This window comes from Geofilum rubicundum JCM 15548, assembly GCF_000974365.1.
In the GTDB taxonomy this organism is placed as follows: Bacteria; Bacteroidota; Bacteroidia; order Bacteroidales; family Marinilabiliaceae; genus Geofilum; species Geofilum rubicundum.
In genome coordinates this window covers 1-23969 of record NZ_BAZW01000059.1, presented here as the reverse complement: position 1 = coordinate 23969, position 23969 = coordinate 1, and the positions used below count along the sequence as shown (strand labels likewise).

Below are 23969 nucleotides of genomic sequence, written 5' to 3'. Positions count from 1 at the left end.
ATCCTTCGACTACAGGCTCCCTGAATTGGAGGCGGTAAGAAAGGCCATAGAGCAACTGTTTCCGGATATATCAGAGCCTCATATTATGCTGAATCCTTTAAGGTTTGCTGTGAAAATTGATGGCACGCGACTGGATATTATGCAATTGAGCGACGGCTACAAAACGATGTTGTCACTGGTCATCGATTTGGCATCGCGTATGGCTTTGGCCAATCCTCACATGGACAACCCTTTGGAGGCAAAATCGGTGGTCATGATCGACGAGGTTGACTTGCACCTGCATCCCGAGTGGCAACGCAGAGTGGTGGGTGACTTGCTTAGGGTTTTTCCGCATACGCAGTTTATTTTAACGAGCCACAGCCCCTATATTGTTGAAGCGGTTAATAATCACCTCATGCGCTTTCAAGTGCGCGACCAAATCACTTCTTCATCGAATGTTAGCAACTTATATCCTCTCCCAGCCACCGATACAGCGGTCTATTATCTGCAAAAAGACGCCATTGAGGATCTTATGGACAAAGAATTGGGCTTAATTGATAACAAACTGATCCATCCGTACAATGTCTTATCGGAGGCTTACGATGAAATGAGGGATCTTCAATGGGCAGAAAGAACAGATGATTGATATTGGCAGATTTGAATCGTGTGTTTGTACAAGGCGTGGCCAGCCCGACGAAATGTGCAGCGGTCCGTTTTCTTTTGAGGAAAATGGTAAGAAGGTTAGACTTCAGCCAAAAGGACACGACGAAGAAACTAAGGCGGTTGTGCTGGATCAATGTGTGTTTAGGGATAACAATCCCAAATGCGACGGGATGTTTCTTTTTCGCAGACAACACCGGTATTGGATGATACTGGTAGAGTTGAAAGGGACAAATATAGAGCATGCTGCTGGCCAACTGGCAGCTACCAAATACAACAGACCGGAGTACCGGGAAATAAAGGAGAAAGTCAGCGCTGGTGCAAGAGGGGCGACAATAACGCTCTTAAATCGCACCAATCTGGCGGCTATTAAAGGCAGCAATGAGAACTTGGGGGAATATACGCCGTTGATGTAAACAACATCGCAATGGCTTGTTTATATCAGGTGCTTCCAGACGGAAAGGCTGCTTTGGTCTTCACTGGCATAGCATACTTTTACGCCGGGCATTAAATCATTCCAGCTATCGGGCATGGTATCAGTATAAGGCGCTGTTTCGCCGTACTCTGTATTACGGGTAACGATGTAAAAATCGAAATCGCCCGACAAGTGCCCGGTCATATTGGCCATGGAGCGCACTGGTCCGCCTGCCTTGTAACCGGGCAGGTACCAGTCTATGAAGACGAGGATTTTCTTTTTGCCTGTACTTTTCATCGAAGGTCAAAAAGTGGGCTTTATTTTATAACTACCAAAAAAACATTAGTGTCATTCTGTAACATCAATTCCTTCTATACTTATTGTCGATTATTGCTTTCTTATATAATCCAGACCAGGAATAAAGAGCTCCTTATGTTTATAATTCAAATAAAACGGTGCTAATGTTTTATTAATACTTGCGATGTAATCAAAGTCAATATTATCCAGGTTTTGCCTGAGCGCAAAATAAAAGCTTCGAAAACCCAATCTGTAACGAGAGTCATTTTGAGCTACAAAGTTCTTCTGTAATGAAAAGAAATCAATTAAATCTAGCTTATCGGCTACATTTTGTGCCTGAAAGTTTTTAGCACAATAATTAAACTCGTCAGGAGAATAGCTTAGGTCACATATTAGCCGCATGGCAGCATCATAAAATGGAAGGACTAAATTCTCATTGGTAGTTGGATTGTCAACTTCAAAATCAGGTAAAGTGCAGAAGACTGAAAACGGAGAAATCATTTGCAACTTTTCTAAAGTAACAAATTCACCTTCCTTTTTAAGAGTTTCTTCTTCCCTTTTTAATAATTCTTTCAGACTAAACGAGCCTAAATTGTCTGTAATTAACTTGGTGAACAAAAGCCCACCCCAGAAATGAAAATACTTGATACATCCATGAATTTAAATATTTAGCAAGAGATATCGCCTATAATCAGGAAACAGCTAATAATTTTCTATTTTTTTCAATCCAGTTAACCAAGCCTGCATCTCAGCAATAATTCTTTCGTCACGAATCATTTGTTTTTCTGTCGAAGCAGAATTGTGCTCTTTCACATCAATATAGATTTTTAACCAACCCTTGGAATAATTAAAATTGTTGTCAATATACTTACGTCCTTTTCCCTTGGTTCTGCAGGCACATAATAGAATATCAGGATATTCGCCTATTTCTGATTTTAACCTTTCAATTTTTCGAACTTCCATTAAGTTATCACCCGAGGAGTTTATGCCGATTGTTAAATTACTGACCTCAAGAACGCCATTAATATCATTCTTCAAATCATTCGAATCAAAGTTAATAGTGTTGGTAGCTCCATGATTATTAATGATCCATTCGGCAATTCTGTTTATCTTAATGGTTTTGCCTGTGTCATTCTTCCCTTTTAAAATAAATATCTTTTTCATAAAAAGTATCGCACAATTAGTTTTTCATAATATAATAAGTTTACATTAAAGCTCTTAGTTCAAACCTTTAACGGAATCAGTCTTTTAAAATTACTGAAACCGAAATATCCGCTACATGTGCACTAAAGCTGATAAGCAAAGGCTCGCCTATTTTACTGTTTGTCCTTGTAACTTCTATATAATCCTTTTTTGTCTTAAACGGAATATTGAGATGTTGTTCAAGTATTTCCTTATCTGATAATGCGTACTTCGAAATTAATGATTTAATGAACGCAACCAAGTTCGTTTCAGAAATATGGTCCGCTTTTATTTTTTCTTGAAAAAGCAGGCTATTTTGTTTTTCACATAACACGTTCCAATATTTGATTTTTGTTTCCATAAAAAAACATAATTCAAGTCCTTCACCCTCTGATTATAAAACATATTTCATTTCTCCCCTATCATAGAAAGGCCTCCTGTTAGTTTTGAATGCAAAAAACAAAGACTCTAATCTCTGGAATGAGCATTGAGGAATTTAACCAATTCAAAAACTAAGGTTACTGGGTTTTGATTATGGTATTCCGTATGACGTTGGTCAAGAAATAGTCTTTCTGCCCGGTTTATCGCCTCCTCCTGGGATGCATTTTTATCACTTTTCAACCGCTCATATATGTTCAGACAGAATTCATAGGTTTTGCCAACTTTTTCATAATTGCAGGTCCAAAATTGACTTAGAGCCCGATAATAAAACTGTCTGTGATTAGCTTGATCAGTAAAATTATAATGTAAATAAAACCATAATTCAAAAGCGTCATTTGAATAGGCCATTTTATACCCCTTAGCAATTCCACTGCTTATTGCGTTATCAAAGTCGGCAAACTCTCTTTCTCCTCTTTTAATATCCATATCAAATACACACCAAACTTCATCATAACTTTTGTCAGTATTACTCAAAATAGCCTCTGTAGTTTCAATAAGCTTAAGTTTACTTTGGCCGCGTAAATCAATTGCTTCAACTGTTAACGTAAGAACAGGAAAAGACTCAAAATACAGTTTTTCACTCTGACCTTCTGCCACAATCAGAATGGTCTTATTAGGTTCCTTTACCTCAATAGCGTAAACAGAAGGTTTGACTTTTTTTAACCAGGCCTTTTGAGCTCTTTGATCCGTTTTCTTTATGGCTTTAGTTTTCTTAGGCATGGACTTAAATATTCAATAGTTTTTTAAAATCGCCCAGGAAAGGAATGGCACCATATTTTCCATTAATATAGTCTTTTTCAAACGAGGCTGTGTTTCTAATACCTTTAAATTGAACTAAAGAGTATAGATGGCTGGCGCCAAATTTATCTTTTTCTACAAATTCAATTTGGTCTCTCCTCAGAAAATCAGCTGAAAGTAAATTTGTGTCGTGCGTTATAAAAATCAATTGCGAGTTCTTATTTCCTTTAGAATTAAACAATTCAATTATTTTCTTCGTCAACAAAGGGTGAAACCTGGCATCGAATTCATCAATAATCAAAGGCCTGTTTTCCTTAAGCGCTTCAAAAACAAACGGACTAAGTTCGAATAACTTTAAAGTACCTTCTGACTCCATCAAAGTAAAAGGGAAAGGTTCGTCTTTATGAAATTTCAGATTTTCATCATACTTTTTCCTGGTAGAAATCACAAGTCTTCTTTTACTATTCTTATCTGAGACTTTATTTTCTTCATTTTCTGATTCAATGGAAAAAGTATCTGATGAAACATCAATGGTATCGATGTCATCTATGCCAGTATCTCCATATTTTAAGAAATCAATGATATACTTCTTTCTTTTTTCATCTTTCAAACAATCACCGGCATAGGTGTGCAGCCCCTTATGCCCCAACCCATTGATTACCATAGCTGAGCTAATATTGTCAACAAGCTCTTTGGATAATCTTCCAAAACCTAAAGAGGATATGGTAGACAAAAACAATGAATTGCTTCTAAAAATCTCATTCTCAGAAGCATTATTATCAAAAAGACTTACAAACTTGTTGCCTTCGCTAAAATTAGTTTTATCAATTTCAATGATTTCTTGATTGTCCCGAATGAAATAGGGCAGCTCTCTTTCTCCAGGTTTAGCATAAAGCCATTCTGCGTAAATTTGCTTGTCATCTAACTCAAATCCATATCTATAACGTGTTTTTTCGATCCAAAATATTAATTGAAAGAAACTTGGTGCGTTTTCAGTTTCAGTGGACAAACTAAAGGGCTCAACCAGACTTAAAATCTCTTCATCCTTAACCGATTGTTTAATAATTCGGATAAATGCTACAAACGCCTTTACAATATTACTTTTCCCACATGCATTGGCTCCGTAAATAGCTTTAGATTTTAGAAATGATACACCCTTATACTTCTCATCATGGATTATATTAGTTTCGTCTATTAATTCATTCTTAGACTTGATTTTAGCTGATGACATATTCAAGGTTTGAATGTCCTTAAAAGACCTGAAATTCCCAAAACTAAATTCTTGAATCACCATTTTTCTTATTTTTAAATTCGCAATAATACTGCAAATATACGGATAAGAAAAGCAAAAAACAATCCCGATAAAACATCAGGCTCTTTTACTTTATCTGATGAAGCACCAAGACGAGGATTTTCTTTTTGGCTGTGCTTTTCATATTAATCATTGTTTTCGCGTGATTGAAGCTCGTTCTTTCGTCAAAAGTGAGTTCCGCAAAACTTCTTTATCAATTCGTAAAAAGTCTTTATTTCTCTATAATCTGCCATGACTTTTAGTTTTTAGTTTCAAAGTACTCTTGTTTTAAGCGCATTGCTTTTTCTAACGACCAGCAAGCCAAACCTATGAGTTGCTCCATTCTGCCAGTACGACCAAGGGCCAAATCCGCGAAAAAGTAACAGCCGGGTTCCCTTTCAAAAACTGCTCCCACAAATTTAGCACGGCTTGTTGGTTAAAGGGCGGTTGCTGTGCCAATTTGTGAATGCGCTCCTGGGCATAGCTGTGTAACTCGTTCTTTAGCCAATGCTCCCAGGGGAATACGAAGCCCATTTTGGGGCGGTTGACGATGTAGTGGGGCAGCAAATCGGGCAGACTATCGACGAGCAGCTTTTTGGGGGTGACGGGGAATTTCATGCCATCGGGCAGCGCTAATACGAATTCGATCAACTGGTGATCCATAAAGGGCACGCGCAGCTCCAGGGCGTGGGCCATGCTCATCTGATCACTGTCGCGCAACAATACGGTCTGCATATAGGTCTCCATCTCGGCGACTGAAACCCGGCTCAATAACTGGTTGTGGGCGTGCTTTGCGGTGCCATTCTGATTGAGCCATGCAACGGGTAAGTGCTCTGAAGGCAGTGGCACGGTGAGCAATTCTCCAATTTGCTTATCCATCAATACTTGTCGCGAAAAGGCATAGGCTTTGTTGAACTCGTAGCCGGGCAGGGCCAGCAAATCGGCCATCTTGGCTGAGGCTACGCCGGGGCGTAGGTTGGTGAGGGCTTTACCGGCGACTTTGCGCAAGGGCAGTGGCAAGCGCCAAAGCGCTTGCATTTTTTCGAGCTGGGCCATGCGCTTAAAGATGGCATAGCCTCCAAATACTTCATCCCCTCCCAGTCCGCTCAAGGCCATGTCTATGCCGGCGGCTTTGGTGACTTTCGATACCATCCATGTATTGGGGCCATCGCCACTGGGGTGATCCATGGCTTTTAAGGCTGCGGGCAGGTGTTCCAGAAAATGATCGGGCGAGAGTTTTATCTCGTGGTGATCGGTGCCATGCATTTGGGCAATGTGGCGGGCATATTTGGCTTCGCTAAAGGCTTCCTCGGCAAAGGAGATATTGAAGGTCTTGACTTGGTGGGTGGACAGTTGGGCCATGGCGCCCACCACGGCGCTGGAGTCGATGCCGCCGCTCAGGAAGGCTCCGAAGGGCACGTCTGCTACCAAACGCTTTTCTACGGCTTTGAAAAATAGCTGACGGACGGTCGCTTTGACTTCTTCGTAGGTGTGGGGTACGACTGTGTACTGCTGCCGGATGTCCCAATAATTCTCGGTGCTGACGTGCTGACTGTTGGGGAAGTACTGCAAGAGGGTGGCGGGTGGTACCATGTAGATGTCCTTGACCAGGGTGGCGGGTGTCTGAACGGTCTGGTACCTTAAATAATCGACCAGGGCGCTTTCAGAAATTTCTTTCTCTACCAAGCCGGATGCCAGGAGGGCGCGCACTTCGGACGAAAAGCCAAAGCCCTGGCCGTTGTTACACCAATAGAGGGGCTTCACCCCCATCCGGTCGCGCACCAGTGTCAGTACCTGTTCTTGCTTGTCCCACACGGCTATGGCAAACATGCCTTCGAGTTGCTTGACGGACGCTTTACCGTAACGTACCCAGGCGGCGAGGATGACTTCACTGTCGGTATTCGACTGGTAAGGGTAATTGATGCTTTGGCGTAGGGACTGGAAGTTATAGACTTCTCCGTTATACACCATTACATACCTGCCACAGGCAGATACCATGGGCTGGTGACCGGCGGCTGATAAGTCGATGATGGACAAGCGCCGGTGCCCCAGGGCTACAGGGCCTTCGATCCACTGGCCTTCATCATCGGGTCCGCGATGGCTCAGCCGCTGGTTCATTCGCTGAATGACGGCCTGCTTATCGGGTGTATGACTGGATATGATTCCGTTTATTCCGCACATAGTGAGTTGTTCCTAGGGCTTCCTCAATGTAAGGTGAGCTGTTGGGACTTCTTTTAGCTTAGATGTAATTTCAGGTTATCTAATGCTATTTGAATAAATTTCGGATTGGTAAACAAGGATTTCTTTCTATCGCTCCAGTTTGCCAATTCTTTGGTAATGGCTTCTGTTGTATTGATTTTCTTTTCTGAAATAACGAAATCAATGGTCGAAAGCAACTCTAATCCAAACGGTGAATAGAATCCAGTTAAAAACGATTTAGTTTTCTCTACAGTGCTTTTGTGGGTTGCATTTTCGGGTATATCCAAAAACTCGTTTACTTCAACTTCAGCCCCGGGTATTAAACCCAATTCTTCAAACGGCTTCTTGTCTTTAGAACTATAGCCCATTATGTAACTTCCATTTAAGTAATATAAAACGTGCTTTACTTTACCCGAATAGGGTCCGTAAAAATTGGGGTTAAAATCTAACTTAAAAGCTTCCTTTGCTCCAAAACGCTGCAGGAAATAAGCAATTTTTTCAGACGCAAACTCAGACACAAACTCGCCATTGCGAACCAATTCATATAATACAGATAGCAACATGGCTCTTGCAGGTGTCAATTTCACTCTTTCTTTACTCATAACTTCCTGGATGGCTGCATTAGGCTCGTATATATGTATATCGCAATCCACATGTTCTAAATATTTCACCAAAATCTGCTTTACCTTATTCCAATCTAAACCACCATTCCCGGCGCCCAAAGGAGGAATTGCAACAGACTTTATGTTTTTTTCGGTAATTACTTTAACGAGTTCAGTTAGTCCTGAATCTATGTATGAATATTCGGAAGGCAAACGCCAATTTGTCTTTGTAGGGAAGTTGATAATGACTTTTTTTCCTGACAGCAATGTTTGTTCTTCGGTAACAAAGAGTTGACCAACCTTTACTTCATTATTCTTACATGCTTTGGCATACAACTTAAAATTATTAGGAAACCTGCTTTTAAATTGTAAGGCTATGCCCTTACCCATTACACCAACGGTGTTTACGGTGTTCACCAAAGCTTCTGCTTCACTGTCTAACAAATTGCCAATTTGATAATGTATCATAGCTTAAAAATAAAAACGTGACCTAACGTGCACAGCATCCGCATCTGCACCGAAGTTAACTACCCTGTCTCTTGCATTCTCATTGTAAGTCAAATAGCCCAAAATTGCTGAGGACGCAATGTCTCCTACCACTAAAAATTCTGCTTCTTTCCGACGCTTCTTATCTAAATCATTCTCATCATTCCAGTACCGGTCATATATCGCTCTCATATCAAGAAGGGTCTCAATATTCCATAGGTCGGCAGCAGTATGTTGAGAACTAAAACCATCAATAGCGTGTCCATCGGTAAACACAAAATCCAATCCCAAGTCTATCATTTTTTGAACAGAACTTACGCAATACACAATATTTTCGGCAGGTGTGGGGGCAACCATATTAAAACCATTTTGAATAACATAGAGCATAGGTGTTCTTGGTCCAAAATAAAAGGGAATGTAATCTCCTAAACGTCTACCATTGTTAAGCAAAAAATTATTCCTCGTAGAGATTAACCTGCTATCTCCGATAGGCACAAAATTACGATTAGCATTAGCTGAAGTTGAATGCGTGATCCCATGTTGAAGAATATGCGGGATATTCTCGATATGAGTCATTCTATACAAGTATATTTCGTTCAATTCCGGCATTCTACAAATTTAATTTTTTCAATGCTTCTTTCAGTCAATTTCCTGTATTTTCTGATGCCAAACCCTCATTATCTTTCAAAAAACAAGCTTTACACCAAACAGTTTTCGATACTGATCCAACAAGGCTACATCGTTGGCACTCTCCTGCCCCATTTGCCAGGCTCCCTGGCACCATTGGTCGAAGGTGGATTGGTTCATGGTGGCCAGCTCGTTGATGACGGCGCTGAACTGCTGTATTTCTTCCAAGGGTAAATCCCAACCGGCTTTCTTTTCTTTTAAGCTTCTCCATGGTGTCTGGTCGCTGATGAGAACGGGTCGCCCGGCCATGAAGCTCTCTAATATGACGTGTCCAAAGTTTTCGCCTCTGGTGGGTAAAAAGAGGGCGTGGTATTCTTTGATGGTGGCTGGTATTTCTTCCGGCTGGATGAAGCCTTTGTGCTTGACGGTGATGTTCGCTGGCAAGAGCTCTATCTCCGCCAGACACTCTTGCCAATAGGCTTGGTTGTATATTTGTCCGTATAAATCTAATTCTACCTGAATACTCCCGGGCAAGTCTTTTAAACATTGAATGGCATACAGGGTGTTCTTCTCGGGGGCTACCCGTGCCGGCAAACATAGGCGCACAGTGCCTTCTGCTTTGACAACCGGTGTAAATGGTGTGGTAACCTTACGTGGCAGGTTGTTGGCGATGGTGGTTTGTGCCTGTGGATCGATTTGTTGTCTCACCTGTTCAGCTTCTGCCTGGTTGGTGACGTGCCACTGCACATTTTTGTACAGGCGCAACCATTGGGCGGCTTTCAAAAACAGCTGTTTCTTTCCTTTTTTGACGTTAATGGCACTGCCTGCCAACATTCCTCGGGGTGCGACGATTACGTGCTTAAAACGCCTCAATCTGGCGGCTATTAAGGGCAGCAACGAGAACTTAGGCGAATATACGCCGTTGATGTAAACCACATCGCTAGAGGTTGTTTTTATCAGGTGCTTCCATACGGTTAGGCTGGCTTTGCCTTCGCTGCAGTACCATACTTTTACGCCTGGCATTAAATCATTCCAACTATCAGCAATGGTATCGGTGTAAGGTGCAGTTTCACCATACTCATTGTTTCTGGTAACTATATAAAAATCGAACTCGCCCGACAAGTGCCCGGTCATATTGGCCATGGAGCGCACTGGTCCGCCTGCCTTGTAACCGGGCAGGTACCAATCAATAAAGACCAATATTTTCTTTTTGGCTGTGCTTTGCATAGAAAAACAAAGATAAGGATTTTACGGTTGTAAGGATTTTCTTACAAGAAAAGGTTTTTAAGTAACACAAAGATTAATTAATACTTTTCCATTCCCACCATCGACTTAGCCTTATTTATTCCTATAGTTTTTTTTGCCATACTAGGTTATAACAGCCCGCAATCTATAGCTGAAAAATGAACTCATTATTTCCCTTAAAATTGCTATATTAAAAACATTTTCTAATTTCATCTTTCTTAATTCTAAACTATGTAACTATGAAAGATGAAAAGAAACAAATAATTCCTGGTAACGATCTATCTGCAATTATAGATATCTATGAGTCATTGGCAAAAATAAAGGAATACGCAAAGAGGCACACTTCTGACACAATCACAAAGAATGATAAAACTATTGATGCGATTAATTTCAACCTTCGCATCATAAACCAAAGTTCTCAAAGACTTAACAAACTCACCAAATCCAAATTTTCAAACATTGCTTGGATCCTACTTGGAGGAATATTCTGCAATGAGACTTTAACAAGAATTGATAACGAGGAATTATGGGATATTATCAACCCAAAGGATAATGGGGTGTTAACTGAATTACCCAAATTAAAATCTTGTCTTGAATGGTTGTTGAACTATACGTTCTCAAGAGATTTACTAAACAACCAAATGAATGTTAATAAATTTCATAGCTGGGCAACCAACGATGGGAAATTTTATGTCATGCTTTGGACCCTACAGGTAAATAGAAAATACAATACTAACATTACTTTTCAATCACTCAGTCAAGATTTTATTCACAATGCCCTAGAAGCATTAATTGATGAACCCATAATTAAACAGAACTTTTTTCCTTTATTAGATTATAAAAATGCCATTTTTTCAAAACTTCTTGCGGAAAAAGAAATTGACTATCAATTGGAATCAATCAGCGACCAGATGTTCTATTCAGACAAAAAATGGATTGGACCCACAAATCATTCAAATAAAATTACCTCCCTACCTCTCACAACAGAATACTTATATCCAATACATTCCAACAGGTCTCTTTGGACGGTAAAAAAGAAATAATCAACTACATTTTTTTGATTTATTTAGCACCTTTTTTTACCGAAAAACATTTAAAAATTTTCAAAATAGAAACTAACTCAAAAATTCAGATGGTGTATTTGGTTATTACACCTGCGAAAAATTAAAGCCATACATGGTTTAGGTAATTTCTCATACACCTATCCATCCCGACACTTCGCAAACAATCTGTTTCTGCCAGTTTTTTACGGATTCATTAAATTGAGTAAACAACAATCCGCATTCTTTATCAGAAAGGTTCCGATGCTGGTTTGTTTCAAAGAATTTCCCTGAAATATATCCTGCGGTACCCGGGAAAAGCAAAGCGACTTTTGCTGCATCAAAGTATTGATGGTAAGCATACATTTGCCGGATGTCTTCTATGGAGGGTTTTCTATCAACCATTTTCCATTTAGTATCCAGAACGTAGTTTTTCCCATTTTTGAAAATTGTAATATCCGGACGAATTGTTCTACTGTGGCCACCGATTGGTTTCCAAAAAAACCTGGAGTTTTGGCCTTTAACTCTTAAGGATTTTTCTTTCTTCAGTGTGACCAGAACAAACTGTTCCCAAAGCATATTCATATCGAACATTAAGGCTAGAACATCGTTTTTACCCTTACTTAGATCGGGATGATACTGGAGCAAAATCAATCGGGCTATTTCAATGGCGGTTTTATACCCTTGGGTTTTCCGGTTGAATACTATTTTATTAAAGAGGCTCTCAGTAGTTTTCCTTTCAGGCAATTCCGGAAAGTTCAACAGCAGTGAATTGATTCTGCCTGTTAATAATGGATTAGTATTGATGCGTTTCAGAAGGAGCAGTGTCTGATAAATGATAACATGGAGAATGTGGTTGGTATCATAAACCGTATAATTGGTAAAAAAACGTTCTTTGTGTATTATATTCTTATTAAGATGCTTATCAAACTTTAGACTGCCTTTTAGTGTAAGAACATTTCCTTCTATTTGATGGTATCTTTTTGACAATCCTTGATGCAAAAGATACTCTACCTCCTTTATGAACATTTCAAAATACAAGTCGAGTACAGAATTTTCCCTGACCTTGAGTTGGCTTGCACTGGGGGCTTTTACATCAAAGCCCTGGACTGTTCTCAGCATATTTATCAACACATCGCGCCAGGTATTTTTTGCTGAGCCATTGGCTTTACTTTTGTCGGCTTTTGGTAAAACTTCCACCAATGTGTCTCCCACCTGAATGGCACCAACATACTCATTGAACTGGACTCCTTGTCTGATAAGCTTAAAGTAGGGCACGCCTTTTCCAAAGAATCACTCAAACGCTTCCAGCTTGTTTTGGTCAAAGACAACGCCTGATTCAAACGCCTGATTCAGCGTGATCATCTGATGCTCAAAGACGGTAATATGTTGTCGCTTTTTCTTCATGCCGTGGTTTAACTTTCCTACTTAACTAGCAGCTGAATGGCACTTTTAAAGGTCATCCCTTCCTGAATATATTGACGGCCGGGATGGCCTTGCCGGTAGTCGATGATTTGAAAAATATCTTTTTCCGGATATTCGAAATTGATGTCAGCGGCAAAATCTTCCTCGTCTGTGCTATTTTCTTCGTAGATAAAGCCTTTACCCAGAATTGCTCCTATTTTGGCATAATCACCGTAAAAGTACTCCTGCAGAAGAGGAATGATATTTCGATAAAATGCGTCTTGCAATTGCTCTTCAACGGAAGAACCATTCTTTATAAGCAAATAAGAATGGCCAATCAAATGGACTCTGTCCAGTAACTTCTCGATGCGTTTATTGATGACGCGTAATATTTCGCGCCCGGTGGTTCCGGCAAATTCGTATTTCAGTCCCTCTAAATCATATCGAGGAGGCATCTCTGTAAAACTGAATCTTCTACGCAATGCTGTATCCAAGGCTTCTACACTTCTATCGGCCGTATTCATGGTGCCCAGGATATATAAATTGGGAGGAATACCAAATTTCTCCTGACTGTAGGGTAGCATAACTTCTAAACCTTCATCCCTTCCCAATCTTTTATCATCCTCCATGAGGGTTATCAACTCGCCAAAAATTTGAGAAATATTACCACGGTTAATTTCATCAATAATCATCACATACTTTTTGTTTTTGGTGGTGTCTGTGTTGAGTTCAAAATTATAGTATGATTTAAGATGACTGATGACCGCATTGATATAACAATCCCAGCCTATATAAACGATTTGGCCGGCTGACATTTTGTTCAAATTCTCCCTAACCATAGATCCCTGATGGTTTTTGTTAGCTGTGGTATAGAGGTTTAGGTTGTTGTTTCTATTTACTGAAACCCAGAACGACGTATTCTCACTAGTTTTTAATTCAAAGTATTCTTTGGTAGATATGTCCTTAATAAATTCATAATAGGCCTCGTCAAAACTTGTGGTTACAATTCCCTGAGCCAGTTGGCATAGTTTTTTAAATATTCCATCCCTGACTTCATATTTCACATTTCCACCTTCGGTAATTGGCTTTATTCCTTCAATAAAATCTTCATAGCTCATGCTTTGATGGAAGGTGGAAAACACAATTTGCCCTTCCTGGACTTTCTTATCGAAAATTGCTTTTATATCTTTTCTGCTTTTTCCTTCTAATGGTTCTCCAATTATTTCTAAGGCTTTGTTTACCGTGTTGTAGGTTTTACCGGTTCCGGGAGGTCCAAACAATATTTGATTCAAGCTCATAGGTTCTGTATTTGGATAACTTTTTTTAGTATTAGCTTCTGAAACATTGGTAACAATTTCCGTAGGTAATGCCTTTATTGGGGATAAATTGTCTTGTGTTGGCGGGCTATTTTTACCAAAGAATTTAAACTTATTGACTGGTATAGGCGCTACCTTCTCAATCCCATCAGCAAAAAAAACAATTTTCGCAGACTTTCTATCGTCATGATAATCACTGAAATTTGGCGCATAGTGCTTTATTTTTTTCGATGCCCATTCCTTATTCGAATACTCCTCCTGACTTATTGCAAAATCAATGATGTTTGCTTTATAACGGGTTTCACCCCGAATGCTGTAGTAAAGCGGAAAGGATTTTCGATCTTTGAGATAAGCTCTCAATAATTTTAAGGTATCATTGCCCCCACTGGGCTTTTTGCTATTCCAAATAATGAGCCCCTCGTATTCAGGACCAATTTCTATCTCATTTTCCTGCCATCCGGTACCATCAGAAGCCATTAGACCTACCACTTCGTCTTCCCATTCTCCTCTGAATGAATAAACAATGGACGATAACAGAAAGGTGAAATTCTCCTGATGGGCAACCACTAAACCAAATTTTGAGAAGTATTCCTTTAAATCGTTGGTGAAGTTATGCTCATTGTAATCATGTTTTAACAAATTGACTGATACCATTTTTCGATGGTTATCACTTAAAATGGTACAGTTATTCTCAGGGTTTAACAAGTAATTAAAAGCATTCAGGATAGACTTACCATCTATTACCCTATTCTGAAACTTAAACCGAATAAGTCCGGCCACCCAATCATTCATGCGAACAAAAGCATCCGCGATGGCCCGATAATCATCATACTTGTTATATTGAAGCTTTCCGTGGGCTTTGGTGTCACAATAAGAGATAATCTCAAAAAGTAAATCTCTGATTTCACCAATTTGCGGGTTAGCCTCTGCAACAATTTTAAATTCATCGTAATCAGAAGAAAGGCGAACTAATTCGTCCTTGAGATGGTCTTCAATTTCTAAATTGAGCCATCTATTAAGCGCTTCCTGCCCTAATAAAAAATAATACTCCTTGGCTTGCGCTATGTTTTGGCAACCTGATTCCTCAAAAACTTTTTGGACCTCTTCCTGCTTCATAATTTGGTGTTTTTAGCTGCAACCTGAACATTCAGATATTCGTTTCAACCTCTACCGGAATCTCAATCAGATTCTTTATGGTGGAATACAATTCTATATTTTGCTCAGGCGTATCCAGGGAGATTATTAACGAGTAACGAGTTATAGTATCAACTTTATTTAAATGCTTACGTTCTCGCCACCAACCAATGACTGGATAAACAGCAATCAAATTACACGTTGCTAATTCAGCCGCTGTACCTTCCCAGTAGTCGGTATGTATTGAGCCATTGCTTCTATTGTCTTTTCCTATTGCCCATCGCTGACTACCGGATTTGTTAACTAATTGCTCATTGTCTTCTCTTGCGGCCACATTTATTCTTTTTCTGAAAGCCGTTTCATCTTCATTGACATTATTGATATCAAACCGTAATCCATGGGATTGATAACGATATTTATCTTTCCAACCAATTTCACCTGCACCTGGTTCAATAAAGTACGAAAGTGTTACTCTAAGCGTTACCGGAACTGCACCCAAATCTAATAATAAATCTTTGGGCCATGGTAAGCTATAGTAATGCAATTCATTGGTTTTACCATTGCTACCCTCAAGTATAAAGGGCTGAATTGATTCTTGGGAAATAAACGACATTGCACTCTCTTGACTATACAAGGCTCTTTCTAATTGAGGAACTCCCAAACCAAAAATCCTTATTAGTTTCTCGAAAGATTTCCGCTTGTTCTCAGTACTGAACTGTTCTAACATCGAATCTGACCACCTGGCTGAATGCACTATTAAGGCTCTAATGGTTTCAGCCCACGCATCGGGATATTCATAGAGCAACTTGGCTGCAAACCAGGAAGCCTGAGCAGTGGCAGCACTTGTTGCATTTATTGTATCGAAGGGCTTAATATTAAACGACTTTGATGTTGACAGGCATTCTAAGTCTTCATGAGCAATGATAACATTTTCTGGACCTCTTAAAAGGTTGCCGCCTTCAAATACGACATCCGGCTTATATGGCCACTTTCGCTCCCACATTAAGGATGTTGTGCTATAAGGAGAGAGTTCACCTTGGTTAGCTAAAGTCTCATAATCTTTATAATCCTCGTCATTTACAATCATTTTTTGTGTATAAGCACCTACAGTTATGGCATTCCAGGATTGTGCAGGATTTTCAATCGATGAAGCTAAATTTGAATGAGGATAATCCTTAAATAATTCTTCGCTTCTAATATTCCCGCCAGAAACAATAAGAATTCTTGGACTCTCCCCCTGACCATAAGTTATGTTGTCAATTGCGCCAGACCATGAAGAAGGCCTGCCTCTTTCCATGTCTTCAGCGGATGTTACTGCCATACAAAAAACCAATCTGGCTTTAGGGCTAGCGATTTCAGCCCTGGAGACACTTTGATTAATTACATCACCCCACAATTCCTTAGGTGTTGATCCTTGGTGGCGAGGAGGTAAAACTTTCACTGAAATGAGGCCATGCGTTAAATCAATCGAATCATTAGTAGAGAGCGCTTTCTCAAGGTTACCATAGGCAGATATGCCAGCCATCAAGGTTCCATGTCCTGCTCTTTCTTCATGGTCATAAGTACCCCATTCCGGATCGTATGACAAGGTTTTATCTTCAGGCAATAAGGGTGATATTAATTGATGACCGTTATTTACCCCGCTATCTAAAACACAAATTGAGACATCCGTTTCAAGGATGTTTATACGGGCCAATAAATCTTCAACCCATTCTTGTTGATCTTTTGAGCTTTCTGAAACCCAGAAACCTGCAGGTTCTTGACCAATTCGAAATTCAGCTAAAATGTCACTTACTAGCATAAGTTCTACAAGCTGGCTTTTATTTGAATTAATCAACAAAACGGCTCTTTCCGGGAATAAGATATAATTCCTTTTGTAGGCTATATTTAAACTTTCTAGTTGATTGTAAAAATCGGCAATCTGGTTTTGCTCATTACTGCCTGCAGTGTCCACACTGAGCCACACTTCGCACCACTTGGCTGTCTGCGTTGGAATTAAGGTTTCTTTATCCGTCCACATGCTTTCTAGTAGTGCTGTGGTAACATCTTCAATACTGTTTACCAGGGGGGCATTTTTGGCTTTGCCGGATGGTGTAACTTTTGTTCTATATTCTTCAATTTTCCTAACGAAATATCCCTCCTGGCCATTGGGAATATAGACTGTTGCTCTGACCTTCCCTAACCCGTCAGCAGTGGATTCTTGTTTAATATTTAAAAGTCGTATCCCACTTCTTATATTTTCAAGACTTGCTGTTACTAAGTCATGTTCTACGGCACTTGTAAATGATAAGTAGATTCCTTCTCTGGTGGAAATCTGTTCGGCTTCACGCTCTTCTCTTAATTGCCTTTTCCGGCTCCAAATTTCTTCAAATTGTGCCAGAAGTTTGGTACTATGGCTTTCAGCATCACGGCTGGGTATTCTTCGAGGTTCTCCGAAACCTGAGGCTATTTTGTATTTTTCAGAAATGAAGGCTTTGTTTAAAAAAATGTGTTTGTAGTTTTCGGGCATTAAGGTTTATTTGTGATAAGCTGCATTCCGATCACCAATAGCTTTTAGAATTAAAGAATTATCCATTCTCTTATCCTCATCCAACACAGTTTCTTTAATGGCATCTAAACAAGCCAAGGAAATTTCTGCATGACTTAATCCGTTAATATTGGGCAACAAACCTTCAAAATCAACATTTTGAGATCGACTGGCTAACCTATCCTTTAATAGTGAAAGTTTTTCTTGTTCTGATGGCAGGTGGTACAAAATAACATCATCAAAACGTCGAAACAATGCTTGATCTAAAAGTGATTTATTGTTGGTTATTGCGATGATTAAACTATCTGAGTTATCTCTCTCGATAAATTGCAAAAACGAATTTAAAACGCGGCGCATTTCCCCAACATCATTATCCCTGCTTCTTTCCCCTCCTATTGCATCAAACTCATCAAATAAATAAACGCCCTGTTGTTGCTCAATAAGGTCAAATACCTGCCTAAGTTTGGCACTGGTTTCACCCATGTATTTTGTGACCATCTTATCCATTAAGATGGTATAATGGGGCAGCCTTAGTTCATTGGCAATTATAGAAGCAGTCAAGGTCTTTCCGGTGCCAGGAGGGCCTGATAACAAAACTTTTCTTCTATTCTCGAGATTGTGCTTCCTTAATTTGTCTCTTTGGACAAACTCAGAAATTATTCTTTTAATTTTTCCTTTGATATCATCGGTGGTAATAATATCTTCTAAATTGACTGCAGGTACATTTTCAATTATTAAGCCCTGCAAATCAGGACTAAACCTCTTAACCTTAGGCTTGTTCTCCTTGGCTCGGTCTACAATACTCTTAATTTCATTAGCAAGTATCGAATGGCCTAACTTGGCCTCATGGGCAGCAATTTGCAAGGCAGATGTAGTAAACTTATCTACCTCATTATTGTAATGCGATTTGATTAATGAAACTATGTATTCCGCTTTTGCCATATTATTACAAAAATATGGTTTTTATTGCTCAATTCTATGCTGTAAACCCATAAATAAAACCCATCCAATTACCAGATGGAAATTTATATCTGAGCAGAAGGAATTCATGATTACCAAGGAGGCCTTATTTCTAATCTCTTTGAATTGAAGTAAAGAATAAAGGTGGCTAGCGCCAAATATATCTATTTCTAGAAATTCAATTTGGTCTCTCCTCAGAAAATCAGCAGATCGCTAAATGGGTCGGGTTGCGAATTTTCAATTTATCGGCTATATCACATTTTTAACCGCCATTTAATCGCATAACTCCAAACTGTAATATGTTCCAATCCTTTCTCCTTCTTTTAGGCGAATATTATTGTTTCAATTTATGTCTCAAATTACATAATGTTATCGGGGGTGTTAGAAAAAAGGTAAACACACGATCTCAACCTGTACCCGGTTTGACTCAATCCCCAAGGCAGAATAGTATAACTCATAGACACCCGGCTCAAAAGGCATGTCAACATATTGCATGAGGTTTAAATTTCTGTATTCCCCACTGAAATTTCCTTCATTCAATTCATCATCAGTATATTGCTGGGCCTTAGCTATCTGTTTCTCTCGTTCTTTTCTTCTTTTTTCCACCACTTCTTCATCTGGTGCCGGTCCCGGCATCTCACCTTCATCCCAAAGTTCTTCATAAATTATACCTTTAAACCAATGCTCAGAGTCAGTTTTCCGAATGTGAAAAACTCCTTCTGATAAGTGGGCGTACTTAGCACCTCTACGTGCTGTAAAGACTGATGCAACACAAACAGGAATTATCGGCTTAATGCTCTCAAGAGGCACAGAAGAAGGCAGGATGATCTTTTCAGGCACGTTAATTAACGTCTCGTTCATTAGGTAGCTTGTAGCTTTCTCTGGAGACATTGGAGAACATGGATTACGCCCCCCGTGAAAAGCTCCCACTTTAAGATCATTAAAGGTTTCGGGGATGAATCGGATGGTTGTTGTTGGCATGACACTGTCTTGTTTAAGGGTTTGACATGAAACGGATGCGGCAAGCATCCAGAGAATTAAAGGTAAAATTGATTTCAGTTGTTGGCTAACATTTAGACTATTTGTAGACATAATTATTTGATTTTAAGTTATACACCGCTTTTGAGGTCTGCTTTTTTCAAGGCTTCGGCGCAGTGACGACAGAAGGATCTTTGACGGCCGGCGACGCCATACATTACACAACGGCTCCTTTCACGGTCTGCCATAGAATCGTAACGGGCTTGTCCTGCCGGAATACCAAAATGACAGTGCGACCCAACATGGCCTTGGCTGTTATTGTAATAGGTAGGGATTTTATCTGGTCCGCTTCCGTCGCTCGCCATTCCCAATTGATGCCCCACTTCATGAATGGCTATAATATTTTGTAGATTAGGGGATATATCCTTCCATTCAAATCGGGTGCCAATTGCTACAATATTGCTATTGTGTAATGAAATACCCCCTCGCATCCGCTCGACTACATGGACTTCCATTTCTATTTTTCCGGCTATCATCGGAAGTCCACGGACATCCACATCCACATTGTTGAAGAAACCAGCATTATCCACTTTTGCACGTGGCGTACACTTGTCTTTGCCAATAGAAATGTCGGGACTACCGTCTGTCGGCTTAAAAACACAGCTAATAAACCAATCATCTCCATCCAGATTGTGCCACAAAGCGAATTCTTTATATGTCCTTTCATGCTCGATTTTAACATTCACCGTCCTGTCACCTCCTCCCCGGGAGATTGCCCCGGCATCAATCACTCCTTTCACCGCCAAATGATCGGTATAGGCGATGGTCACGCAATGTGGACTATAGTTGACGGCTGGTGAGTTAGCTATTGCTGTTTGTACGTTTTGAACGAAAGTGTTTCTGTCGGCATCGTTGCCAATATTTTTAAGGTGCGGCATATTTACCGAGGGCAAATCCTTAAGAATAACTCCATTACTTCTAAATTCACGAACAAATGGATTCAAATTGGAGGCAATGGAATTCAGATTATTCATTTTCACTTCCACATAATGGAGCAAACGCTCTGTTTCAACAAAACCATTGCTCATACGCTTAGTACCATTGTCATCGGTAGCAGACACTGAGAAGATGTCCCCGGCGGCCGGACTGACGAACAACCGTGAGCCTTCAACAATTATCTCCCCATTGCTATTGGTGGTTAAACTTAATTCCTGATCCTGGTACTTGAAGTTGGCATTTCGTGTTATTTCGGCTTGGGAATATGCCAAGTTATTGGAGCCTGGCTCAAGTTTGAGCTTGAAGTTATGCACGCCGGGCTTGTCGAACACGACTTTGCACCGGATGTTCTGTCCCAATTGACCCATATCCTGGATCTCCTGACCATTCACATAGGTGGAATTGGTTGGTAGGTTGACATACTGCACTACACCGGCTTGAATGTCTTGATTATTTGAATCGATTAATTCAACTGAAACCAGTTTGGCTGCTACCTCTTCGGCAACAGCGCCTGTAGCCCCGACAGCACCAGCCTTCCACTCACCATGTATGTCGGTTACTTTCCAGTTTTTTTCATGCTCCACCACATTTCTATTTCTGGTGATGGCCGGCGACAAGCGAAGACTGATTTCCATAGGGCTGCTGCCCAGTGCCATTGCTTCATGGAAACCTACGCAGTAGCAGTCCCAAAACTCAATTTTCATAAAATGGTCATCGTCACCATTATATATTTCAAATTTGCCTTCTTTCATGGTACCCAACATCAACCACTCCAGAAAGAATTCATCTTGCTCACTTGAGGCAAAACTCAGGTTGAAAAGGCCGCCTGCCATTTGGTGCCGGATAGAGCCATCAATGCCATCATTTGGACGAATGAGTGAATCAAAAGTCTCGACAGGGCGAAATTGAACCGGTTTAAAGAACCATTCATTGTCGGTGGCCTCCCCACTGGCTACGACCGGCTCAAAAGATTCGCTCAGTGGTAGTCTGCCGCCATTCAAATCGGGATTGGTCTCTATCGGAAAGAAGTATTCATAATGAAAGTTTGTGAGCCAGCGCTCTTCTCCAGCTATAATTAACTTAGCCTTCATCATAAGCAGGTGGTGTTTTGGGTTAAGGGTTAATAATTTTCAAAGGCTAAATATAGGGATTTTTTGTAAAATAACTTGTGAAAATGTTTTTCTTAATGGCATCCATTATATTGAATCACTGCGCCTTAAGAGGCAACCTATTAAGTATTCTGTTAATCATAAACTGGTGACCATTATAGAATAAAGCGTTAGCGCATTTGGAACTCTGCACTGAAGGTGTAAAAATGATGTAGGAATAATATCTTACGAACTTTTCTCCTGTAAATTCTTTGTTTAGCCATTTTCCCTATTTTTGGTTAATGGCATAAAGATTATGAGAAAAGGGTCCTAAATCAGACAATAAGCTATGTGTAAGTACTAATAAAAATCTTGCAATTAGCTAGTTTTGACTAAAATGAAATTTTACTTCTTTCCAACCAAATCCAACAACTGATCAATTTTTTCTTTTAAATACTTGTTTTCTTCTTTCAGTAGAAAAATTTCATCATCTTTTGCTGAAACTAAACGGTCAAGAATTTCTTTCTCTACGCCATAGTTATAGGTGTTTTCATTTCCAAAATTTACTCCTGGGCCATTTCCTCCCTTGTGAATTTCCTGATGGATATAATACCCTTCCGGCCTCATTAATTCTTCCATGCTGGTATCCAATACATCCGAGATCTTTTCCAAGCGCTCTAGATCAAGCTTGGTCTCTCCAATTTCAAGGCTTTGATAACTGCTAAGGCTCACTGTCCTCAGGCCAATGCTTTGATGGACTGCAACAGCAGTCAAATAACTCAAATACTCTACTGCAATGAATCCCCTTGAAACCAGCCCGGCACCAAAAGTCCATCACGGACGAAACATCAAGAGTATATCGCCAATGAACTGAATTTGACCCAGCAGGCTGTTTCTAAGCTGGAGCAAAAGATGGTGGTTGAGGAAGAATTACTTGCCAATAACTACCCATTCAACCCCATTGAAAAGGTAGTTGAGCTTTATGAGCGTCTGTTAACCGCCGAAAAAGAGAAGGTGGCGATGCTGCAAGAATTGCTGAATACCAAGAAATAGCAAATTAATAGATTAAAGCAGAAAACAACTAACCTATGGTTTTCCAAAATTTCAACTTAGTGGCCTTTTACAATCCGGTGTATCTCATTTAATAATAAAGGGAATGCAGGCTCAGCCATTTGGTGGCCATATCCGTCCAGTTCCAATAGACGGGTATCGTTGTGTCCGACAATTTTCATCATGCGATTAGGTAGGCAACGGTAAAATGGGTTATGGTATGAGCCCCGGCGGAATGTCCTGAAACAAAGACTTTGGAAGGATCACCTCCAAAGTCCTGGATATGCTTAAGCACCCAGGCTACTGTAGCGGCAGCATCTTCTATGTATTTTGGGGCGTTGACCTTGGGGTAAAGTCGATAATTAACACCAACAACAGCTATCCCCTTTTCTTTTAATGCTTCAGGAATTTCCTTACTACCTCCTGTTAATCCTCCGCCGTGAAACCATACAACTGTTGAATAACCTTGACTGTTCGATGGATAATAAATATCTAATAAACAGCGCTCAACCATATAGTCATCAGATGGAATACCGTCATCATAATAAGGAATATTCTGATCAAATGAGTAAGTGGTACTCTGACCGAAAGAAAGGACGATAAATGTAAAAGACAGAATAAAGAAAACCTTAAATCGCAGCATCATGCAATGTGTTAAGATCGAAAAAACATCTCTGATATTTTTTTATAAAGCTAATGTTTTTTGCAATAGTGCCAGCTGATTTTTTTCAAAAAGCGGTATTGGTTTTACATGATAAGTGAGGAAGTGAGCTGGCGAAGAACAAACGAAGAGATGCTTGTTGGTTAAAGGGGGCAGACTGTGCCAATTTTTGAATGCGCTCCTGGGCATAGTGGATTTAAGTTGTCACATCGTTTGAGAAGACGGGAAATGTCAGTTATATTTGTTAGGTGAAAAAAATCAGCAAATGATACAAATTAAAAAGGCTACCCTCAGCAATTTCAGATCAAAGACCAACCTTGATATTTCATTGGGCAATCGCTTGACTTTGCTTGCAGGGGAAAACGGTTCAGGAAAAACGACCCTGCTCGATGGACTGGCAATTGGTCTGGGTGCCGTATTTTCTCGTTTTCCCAATGTTAAAGGTCTGGGTTTTAAAAACGAAGATTTAAAAAAGGAGGCTAAGCAAACTGCTCCTTATGCCCGTATTGCTTTGGAAACACTTGATGGCCTGCGTTGGGATAAAACCCTGAGGAGGGACCAAAGTCGACAAACCATTGGACTAATTCCGGAAGGGGTTGGCCTGACAAATATCAATCATTACATAGACGAAAATTTTCTCAATCCATACAATG

General features: G+C 40.0%; 23 protein-coding genes. 5 read left to right on the top strand and 18 right to left on the bottom strand.

The features are described from left to right. Both JCM15548_RS17380 and JCM15548_RS17375 read left to right on the top strand, forming a co-directional pair. Positions 1–625: AAA family ATPase (locus JCM15548_RS17380; RefSeq protein ID WP_157482907.1), on the top strand; the 625-nt coding region annotated here is incomplete at its 5' end. Next, positions 618–1055, top strand: coding sequence for a hypothetical protein (locus JCM15548_RS17375; RefSeq protein WP_062128027.1), 438 nt, complete (start codon positions 618–620; stop codon positions 1053–1055). The genes JCM15548_RS17380 and JCM15548_RS17375, both read left to right, overlap by 8 nt. Positions 1056–1075: 20 nt before the next feature. Here JCM15548_RS17375 and JCM15548_RS17370 read toward each other — a convergent pair whose 3' ends face one another. The 10 genes from JCM15548_RS17370 to JCM15548_RS17325 form a co-directional block, all read right to left on the bottom strand. Further along, on the bottom strand, positions 1076–1351 hold the full coding sequence (locus JCM15548_RS17370; protein ID WP_062128025.1) for a hypothetical protein: 276 nt from the start codon (positions 1349–1351) through the stop codon (positions 1076–1078). A gap of 90 nt (positions 1352–1441) precedes the next feature. Continuing rightward, entirely contained in the window at positions 1442–1969 is a 528-nt protein-coding gene (locus JCM15548_RS17365) for a hypothetical protein (protein ID WP_062128023.1), read from the bottom strand. An 84-nt stretch (positions 1970–2053) separates the two neighbouring features. Next, positions 2054–2515 (bottom strand): hypothetical protein, encoded by a 462-nt coding sequence (locus tag JCM15548_RS17360; protein WP_062128021.1) that lies wholly within the window; start codon positions 2513–2515, stop codon positions 2054–2056. 76 nt (positions 2516–2591) lie between these two features. Further along, complete coding sequence (locus JCM15548_RS17355; protein WP_062128019.1) at positions 2592–2894, bottom strand: hypothetical protein; 303 nt, start codon at positions 2892–2894, stop codon at positions 2592–2594. A 107-nt stretch (positions 2895–3001) separates the two neighbouring features. Continuing rightward, positions 3002–3694 (bottom strand): RloB family protein, encoded by a 693-nt coding sequence (locus JCM15548_RS17350; RefSeq protein ID WP_062128017.1) that lies wholly within the window; start codon positions 3692–3694, stop codon positions 3002–3004. A 4-nt stretch (positions 3695–3698) separates the two neighbouring features. Beyond that, positions 3699–5006 (bottom strand): AAA family ATPase, encoded by a 1308-nt coding sequence (locus JCM15548_RS17345; protein WP_062128015.1) that lies wholly within the window; start codon positions 5004–5006, stop codon positions 3699–3701. Positions 5007–5330: 324 nt separating this feature from the next. Beyond that, on the bottom strand, positions 5331–7184 hold the full coding sequence (gene asnB, locus JCM15548_RS17340; protein ID WP_062128013.1) for an asparagine synthase (glutamine-hydrolyzing): 1854 nt from the start codon (positions 7182–7184) through the stop codon (positions 5331–5333). A gap of 53 nt (positions 7185–7237) precedes the next feature. Next, a complete protein-coding gene (darG, locus tag JCM15548_RS17335) occupies positions 7238–8272 on the bottom strand; it encodes a type II toxin-antitoxin system antitoxin DNA ADP-ribosyl glycohydrolase DarG (RefSeq protein ID WP_062128011.1) in 1035 nt (344 codons plus the stop codon). 3 nt (positions 8273–8275) lie between these two features. Beyond that, positions 8276–8866 carry a type II toxin-antitoxin system toxin DNA ADP-ribosyl transferase DarT gene (darT, locus tag JCM15548_RS17330; protein WP_227625987.1) on the bottom strand — a complete coding sequence of 197 codons (591 nt, stop codon included), beginning with the start codon at positions 8864–8866 and terminating at the stop codon, positions 8276–8278. Positions 8867–8974: 108 nt separating this feature from the next. Next, positions 8975–10144 carry a glycosyltransferase family 4 protein gene (locus JCM15548_RS17325; protein WP_062128007.1) on the bottom strand — a complete coding sequence of 390 codons (1170 nt, stop codon included), beginning with the start codon at positions 10142–10144 and terminating at the stop codon, positions 8975–8977. Between the two features lie 257 nt (positions 10145–10401). Here JCM15548_RS17325 and JCM15548_RS17320 point away from each other — a divergent pair, with 257 nt between their 5' ends. Further along, a complete protein-coding gene (locus JCM15548_RS17320; RefSeq protein WP_062128005.1) occupies positions 10402–11205 on the top strand; it encodes a HepT-like ribonuclease domain-containing protein in 804 nt (267 codons plus the stop codon). Positions 11206–11355: 150 nt separating this feature from the next. On the opposite strand, the gene JCM15548_RS17315 is transcribed toward JCM15548_RS17320, so the two are convergent. From JCM15548_RS17315 to JCM15548_RS17285, 7 genes are all read right to left on the bottom strand, one after another. Then, on the bottom strand, positions 11356–12480 hold the full coding sequence (locus tag JCM15548_RS17315; RefSeq protein ID WP_227625986.1) for an McrC family protein: 1125 nt from the start codon (positions 12478–12480) through the stop codon (positions 11356–11358). 146 nt (positions 12481–12626) lie between these two features. Further along, positions 12627–15038 (bottom strand): McrB family protein, encoded by a 2412-nt coding sequence (locus tag JCM15548_RS22335; protein WP_062128003.1) that lies wholly within the window; start codon positions 15036–15038, stop codon positions 12627–12629. A 31-nt stretch (positions 15039–15069) separates the two neighbouring features. Then, complete coding sequence (locus JCM15548_RS17305; protein WP_062128001.1) at positions 15070–17565, bottom strand: S8 family peptidase; 2496 nt, start codon at positions 17563–17565, stop codon at positions 15070–15072. A gap of 6 nt (positions 17566–17571) precedes the next feature. Then, a complete protein-coding gene (locus JCM15548_RS17300; protein WP_062127999.1) occupies positions 17572–18525 on the bottom strand; it encodes an AAA family ATPase in 954 nt (317 codons plus the stop codon). Positions 18526–18924: 399 nt separating this feature from the next. Then, positions 18925–19635 (bottom strand): hypothetical protein, encoded by a 711-nt coding sequence (locus JCM15548_RS17295; protein WP_062127997.1) that lies wholly within the window; start codon positions 19633–19635, stop codon positions 18925–18927. Between the two features lie 17 nt (positions 19636–19652). Further along, entirely contained in the window at positions 19653–21611 is a 1959-nt protein-coding gene (gene tssD, locus JCM15548_RS17290) for a type VI secretion system tube protein TssD (protein ID WP_062127995.1), read from the bottom strand. 399 nt (positions 21612–22010) lie between these two features. Next, positions 22011–22388 carry a helix-turn-helix domain-containing protein gene (locus tag JCM15548_RS17285; RefSeq protein WP_162198275.1) on the bottom strand — a complete coding sequence of 126 codons (378 nt, stop codon included), beginning with the start codon at positions 22386–22388 and terminating at the stop codon, positions 22011–22013. 93 nt (positions 22389–22481) lie between these two features. Here JCM15548_RS17285 and JCM15548_RS21785 point away from each other — a divergent pair, with 93 nt between their 5' ends. Continuing rightward, on the top strand, positions 22482–22658 hold the full coding sequence (locus JCM15548_RS21785) for a hypothetical protein (protein ID WP_227625985.1): 177 nt from the start codon (positions 22482–22484) through the stop codon (positions 22656–22658). A gap of 178 nt (positions 22659–22836) precedes the next feature. On the opposite strand, the gene JCM15548_RS17280 is transcribed toward JCM15548_RS21785, so the two are convergent. Further along, the gene (locus JCM15548_RS17280; RefSeq protein ID WP_227625984.1) at positions 22837–23301 is read right to left on the bottom strand and encodes an alpha/beta hydrolase; all 465 of its coding nucleotides are present in this window, start codon (positions 23299–23301) and stop codon (positions 22837–22839) included. Positions 23302–23581: 280 nt separating this feature from the next. On the opposite strand from JCM15548_RS17280, the gene JCM15548_RS17275 reads away from it, so the two are divergent. Next, on the top strand, positions 23582–23969 hold a 388-nt coding region (locus JCM15548_RS17275), incomplete at its 3' end, for an ATP-binding protein (protein ID WP_157482901.1).

Excerpts from the sequence above, each read along its gene's own strand:
- JCM15548_RS17320 (WP_062128005.1), top strand. The coding sequence starts at position 10,402 with ATGAAAGATGAAAAGAAACAAATAATTCCTGGTAACGATCTATCTGCA.
- JCM15548_RS17360 (WP_062128021.1), bottom strand. The coding sequence starts at position 2,515 with ATGAAAAAGATATTTATTTTAAAAGGGAAGAATGACACAGGCAAAACC.
- JCM15548_RS22335 (WP_062128003.1), bottom strand. The coding sequence starts at position 15,038 with ATGAAGCAGGAAGAGGTCCAAAAAGTTTTTGAGGAATCAGGTTGCCAA.
- JCM15548_RS17325 (WP_062128007.1), bottom strand. The coding sequence starts at position 10,144 with ATGCAAAGCACAGCCAAAAAGAAAATATTGGTCTTTATTGATTGGTAC.
- JCM15548_RS17280 (WP_227625984.1), bottom strand. The coding sequence starts at position 23,301 with ATGATGCTGCGATTTAAGGTTTTCTTTATTCTGTCTTTTACATTTATC.
- JCM15548_RS17295 (WP_062127997.1), bottom strand. The coding sequence starts at position 19,635 with ATGTCTACAAATAGTCTAAATGTTAGCCAACAACTGAAATCAATTTTA.
- JCM15548_RS17355 (WP_062128019.1), bottom strand. The coding sequence starts at position 2,894 with ATGGAAACAAAAATCAAATATTGGAACGTGTTATGTGAAAAACAAAAT.
- JCM15548_RS17350 (WP_062128017.1), bottom strand. The coding sequence starts at position 3,694 with ATGCCTAAGAAAACTAAAGCCATAAAGAAAACGGATCAAAGAGCTCAA.
- JCM15548_RS17370 (WP_062128025.1), bottom strand. The coding sequence starts at position 1,351 with ATGAAAAGTACAGGCAAAAAGAAAATCCTCGTCTTCATAGACTGGTAC.
- JCM15548_RS17375 (WP_062128027.1), top strand. The coding sequence starts at position 618 with ATGATTGATATTGGCAGATTTGAATCGTGTGTTTGTACAAGGCGTGGC.
- JCM15548_RS17300 (WP_062127999.1), bottom strand. The coding sequence starts at position 18,525 with ATGGCAAAAGCGGAATACATAGTTTCATTAATCAAATCGCATTACAAT.
- tssD (WP_062127995.1), bottom strand. The coding sequence starts at position 21,611 with ATGATGAAGGCTAAGTTAATTATAGCTGGAGAAGAGCGCTGGCTCACA.
- darT (WP_227625987.1), bottom strand. The coding sequence starts at position 8,866 with ATGACTCATATCGAGAATATCCCGCATATTCTTCAACATGGGATCACG.
- JCM15548_RS17305 (WP_062128001.1), bottom strand. The coding sequence starts at position 17,565 with ATGCCCGAAAACTACAAACACATTTTTTTAAACAAAGCCTTCATTTCT.
- JCM15548_RS17345 (WP_062128015.1), bottom strand. The coding sequence starts at position 5,006 with ATGGTGATTCAAGAATTTAGTTTTGGGAATTTCAGGTCTTTTAAGGAC.
- asnB (WP_062128013.1), bottom strand. The coding sequence starts at position 7,184 with ATGTGCGGAATAAACGGAATCATATCCAGTCATACACCCGATAAGCAG.
- darG (WP_062128011.1), bottom strand. The coding sequence starts at position 8,272 with ATGATACATTATCAAATTGGCAATTTGTTAGACAGTGAAGCAGAAGCT.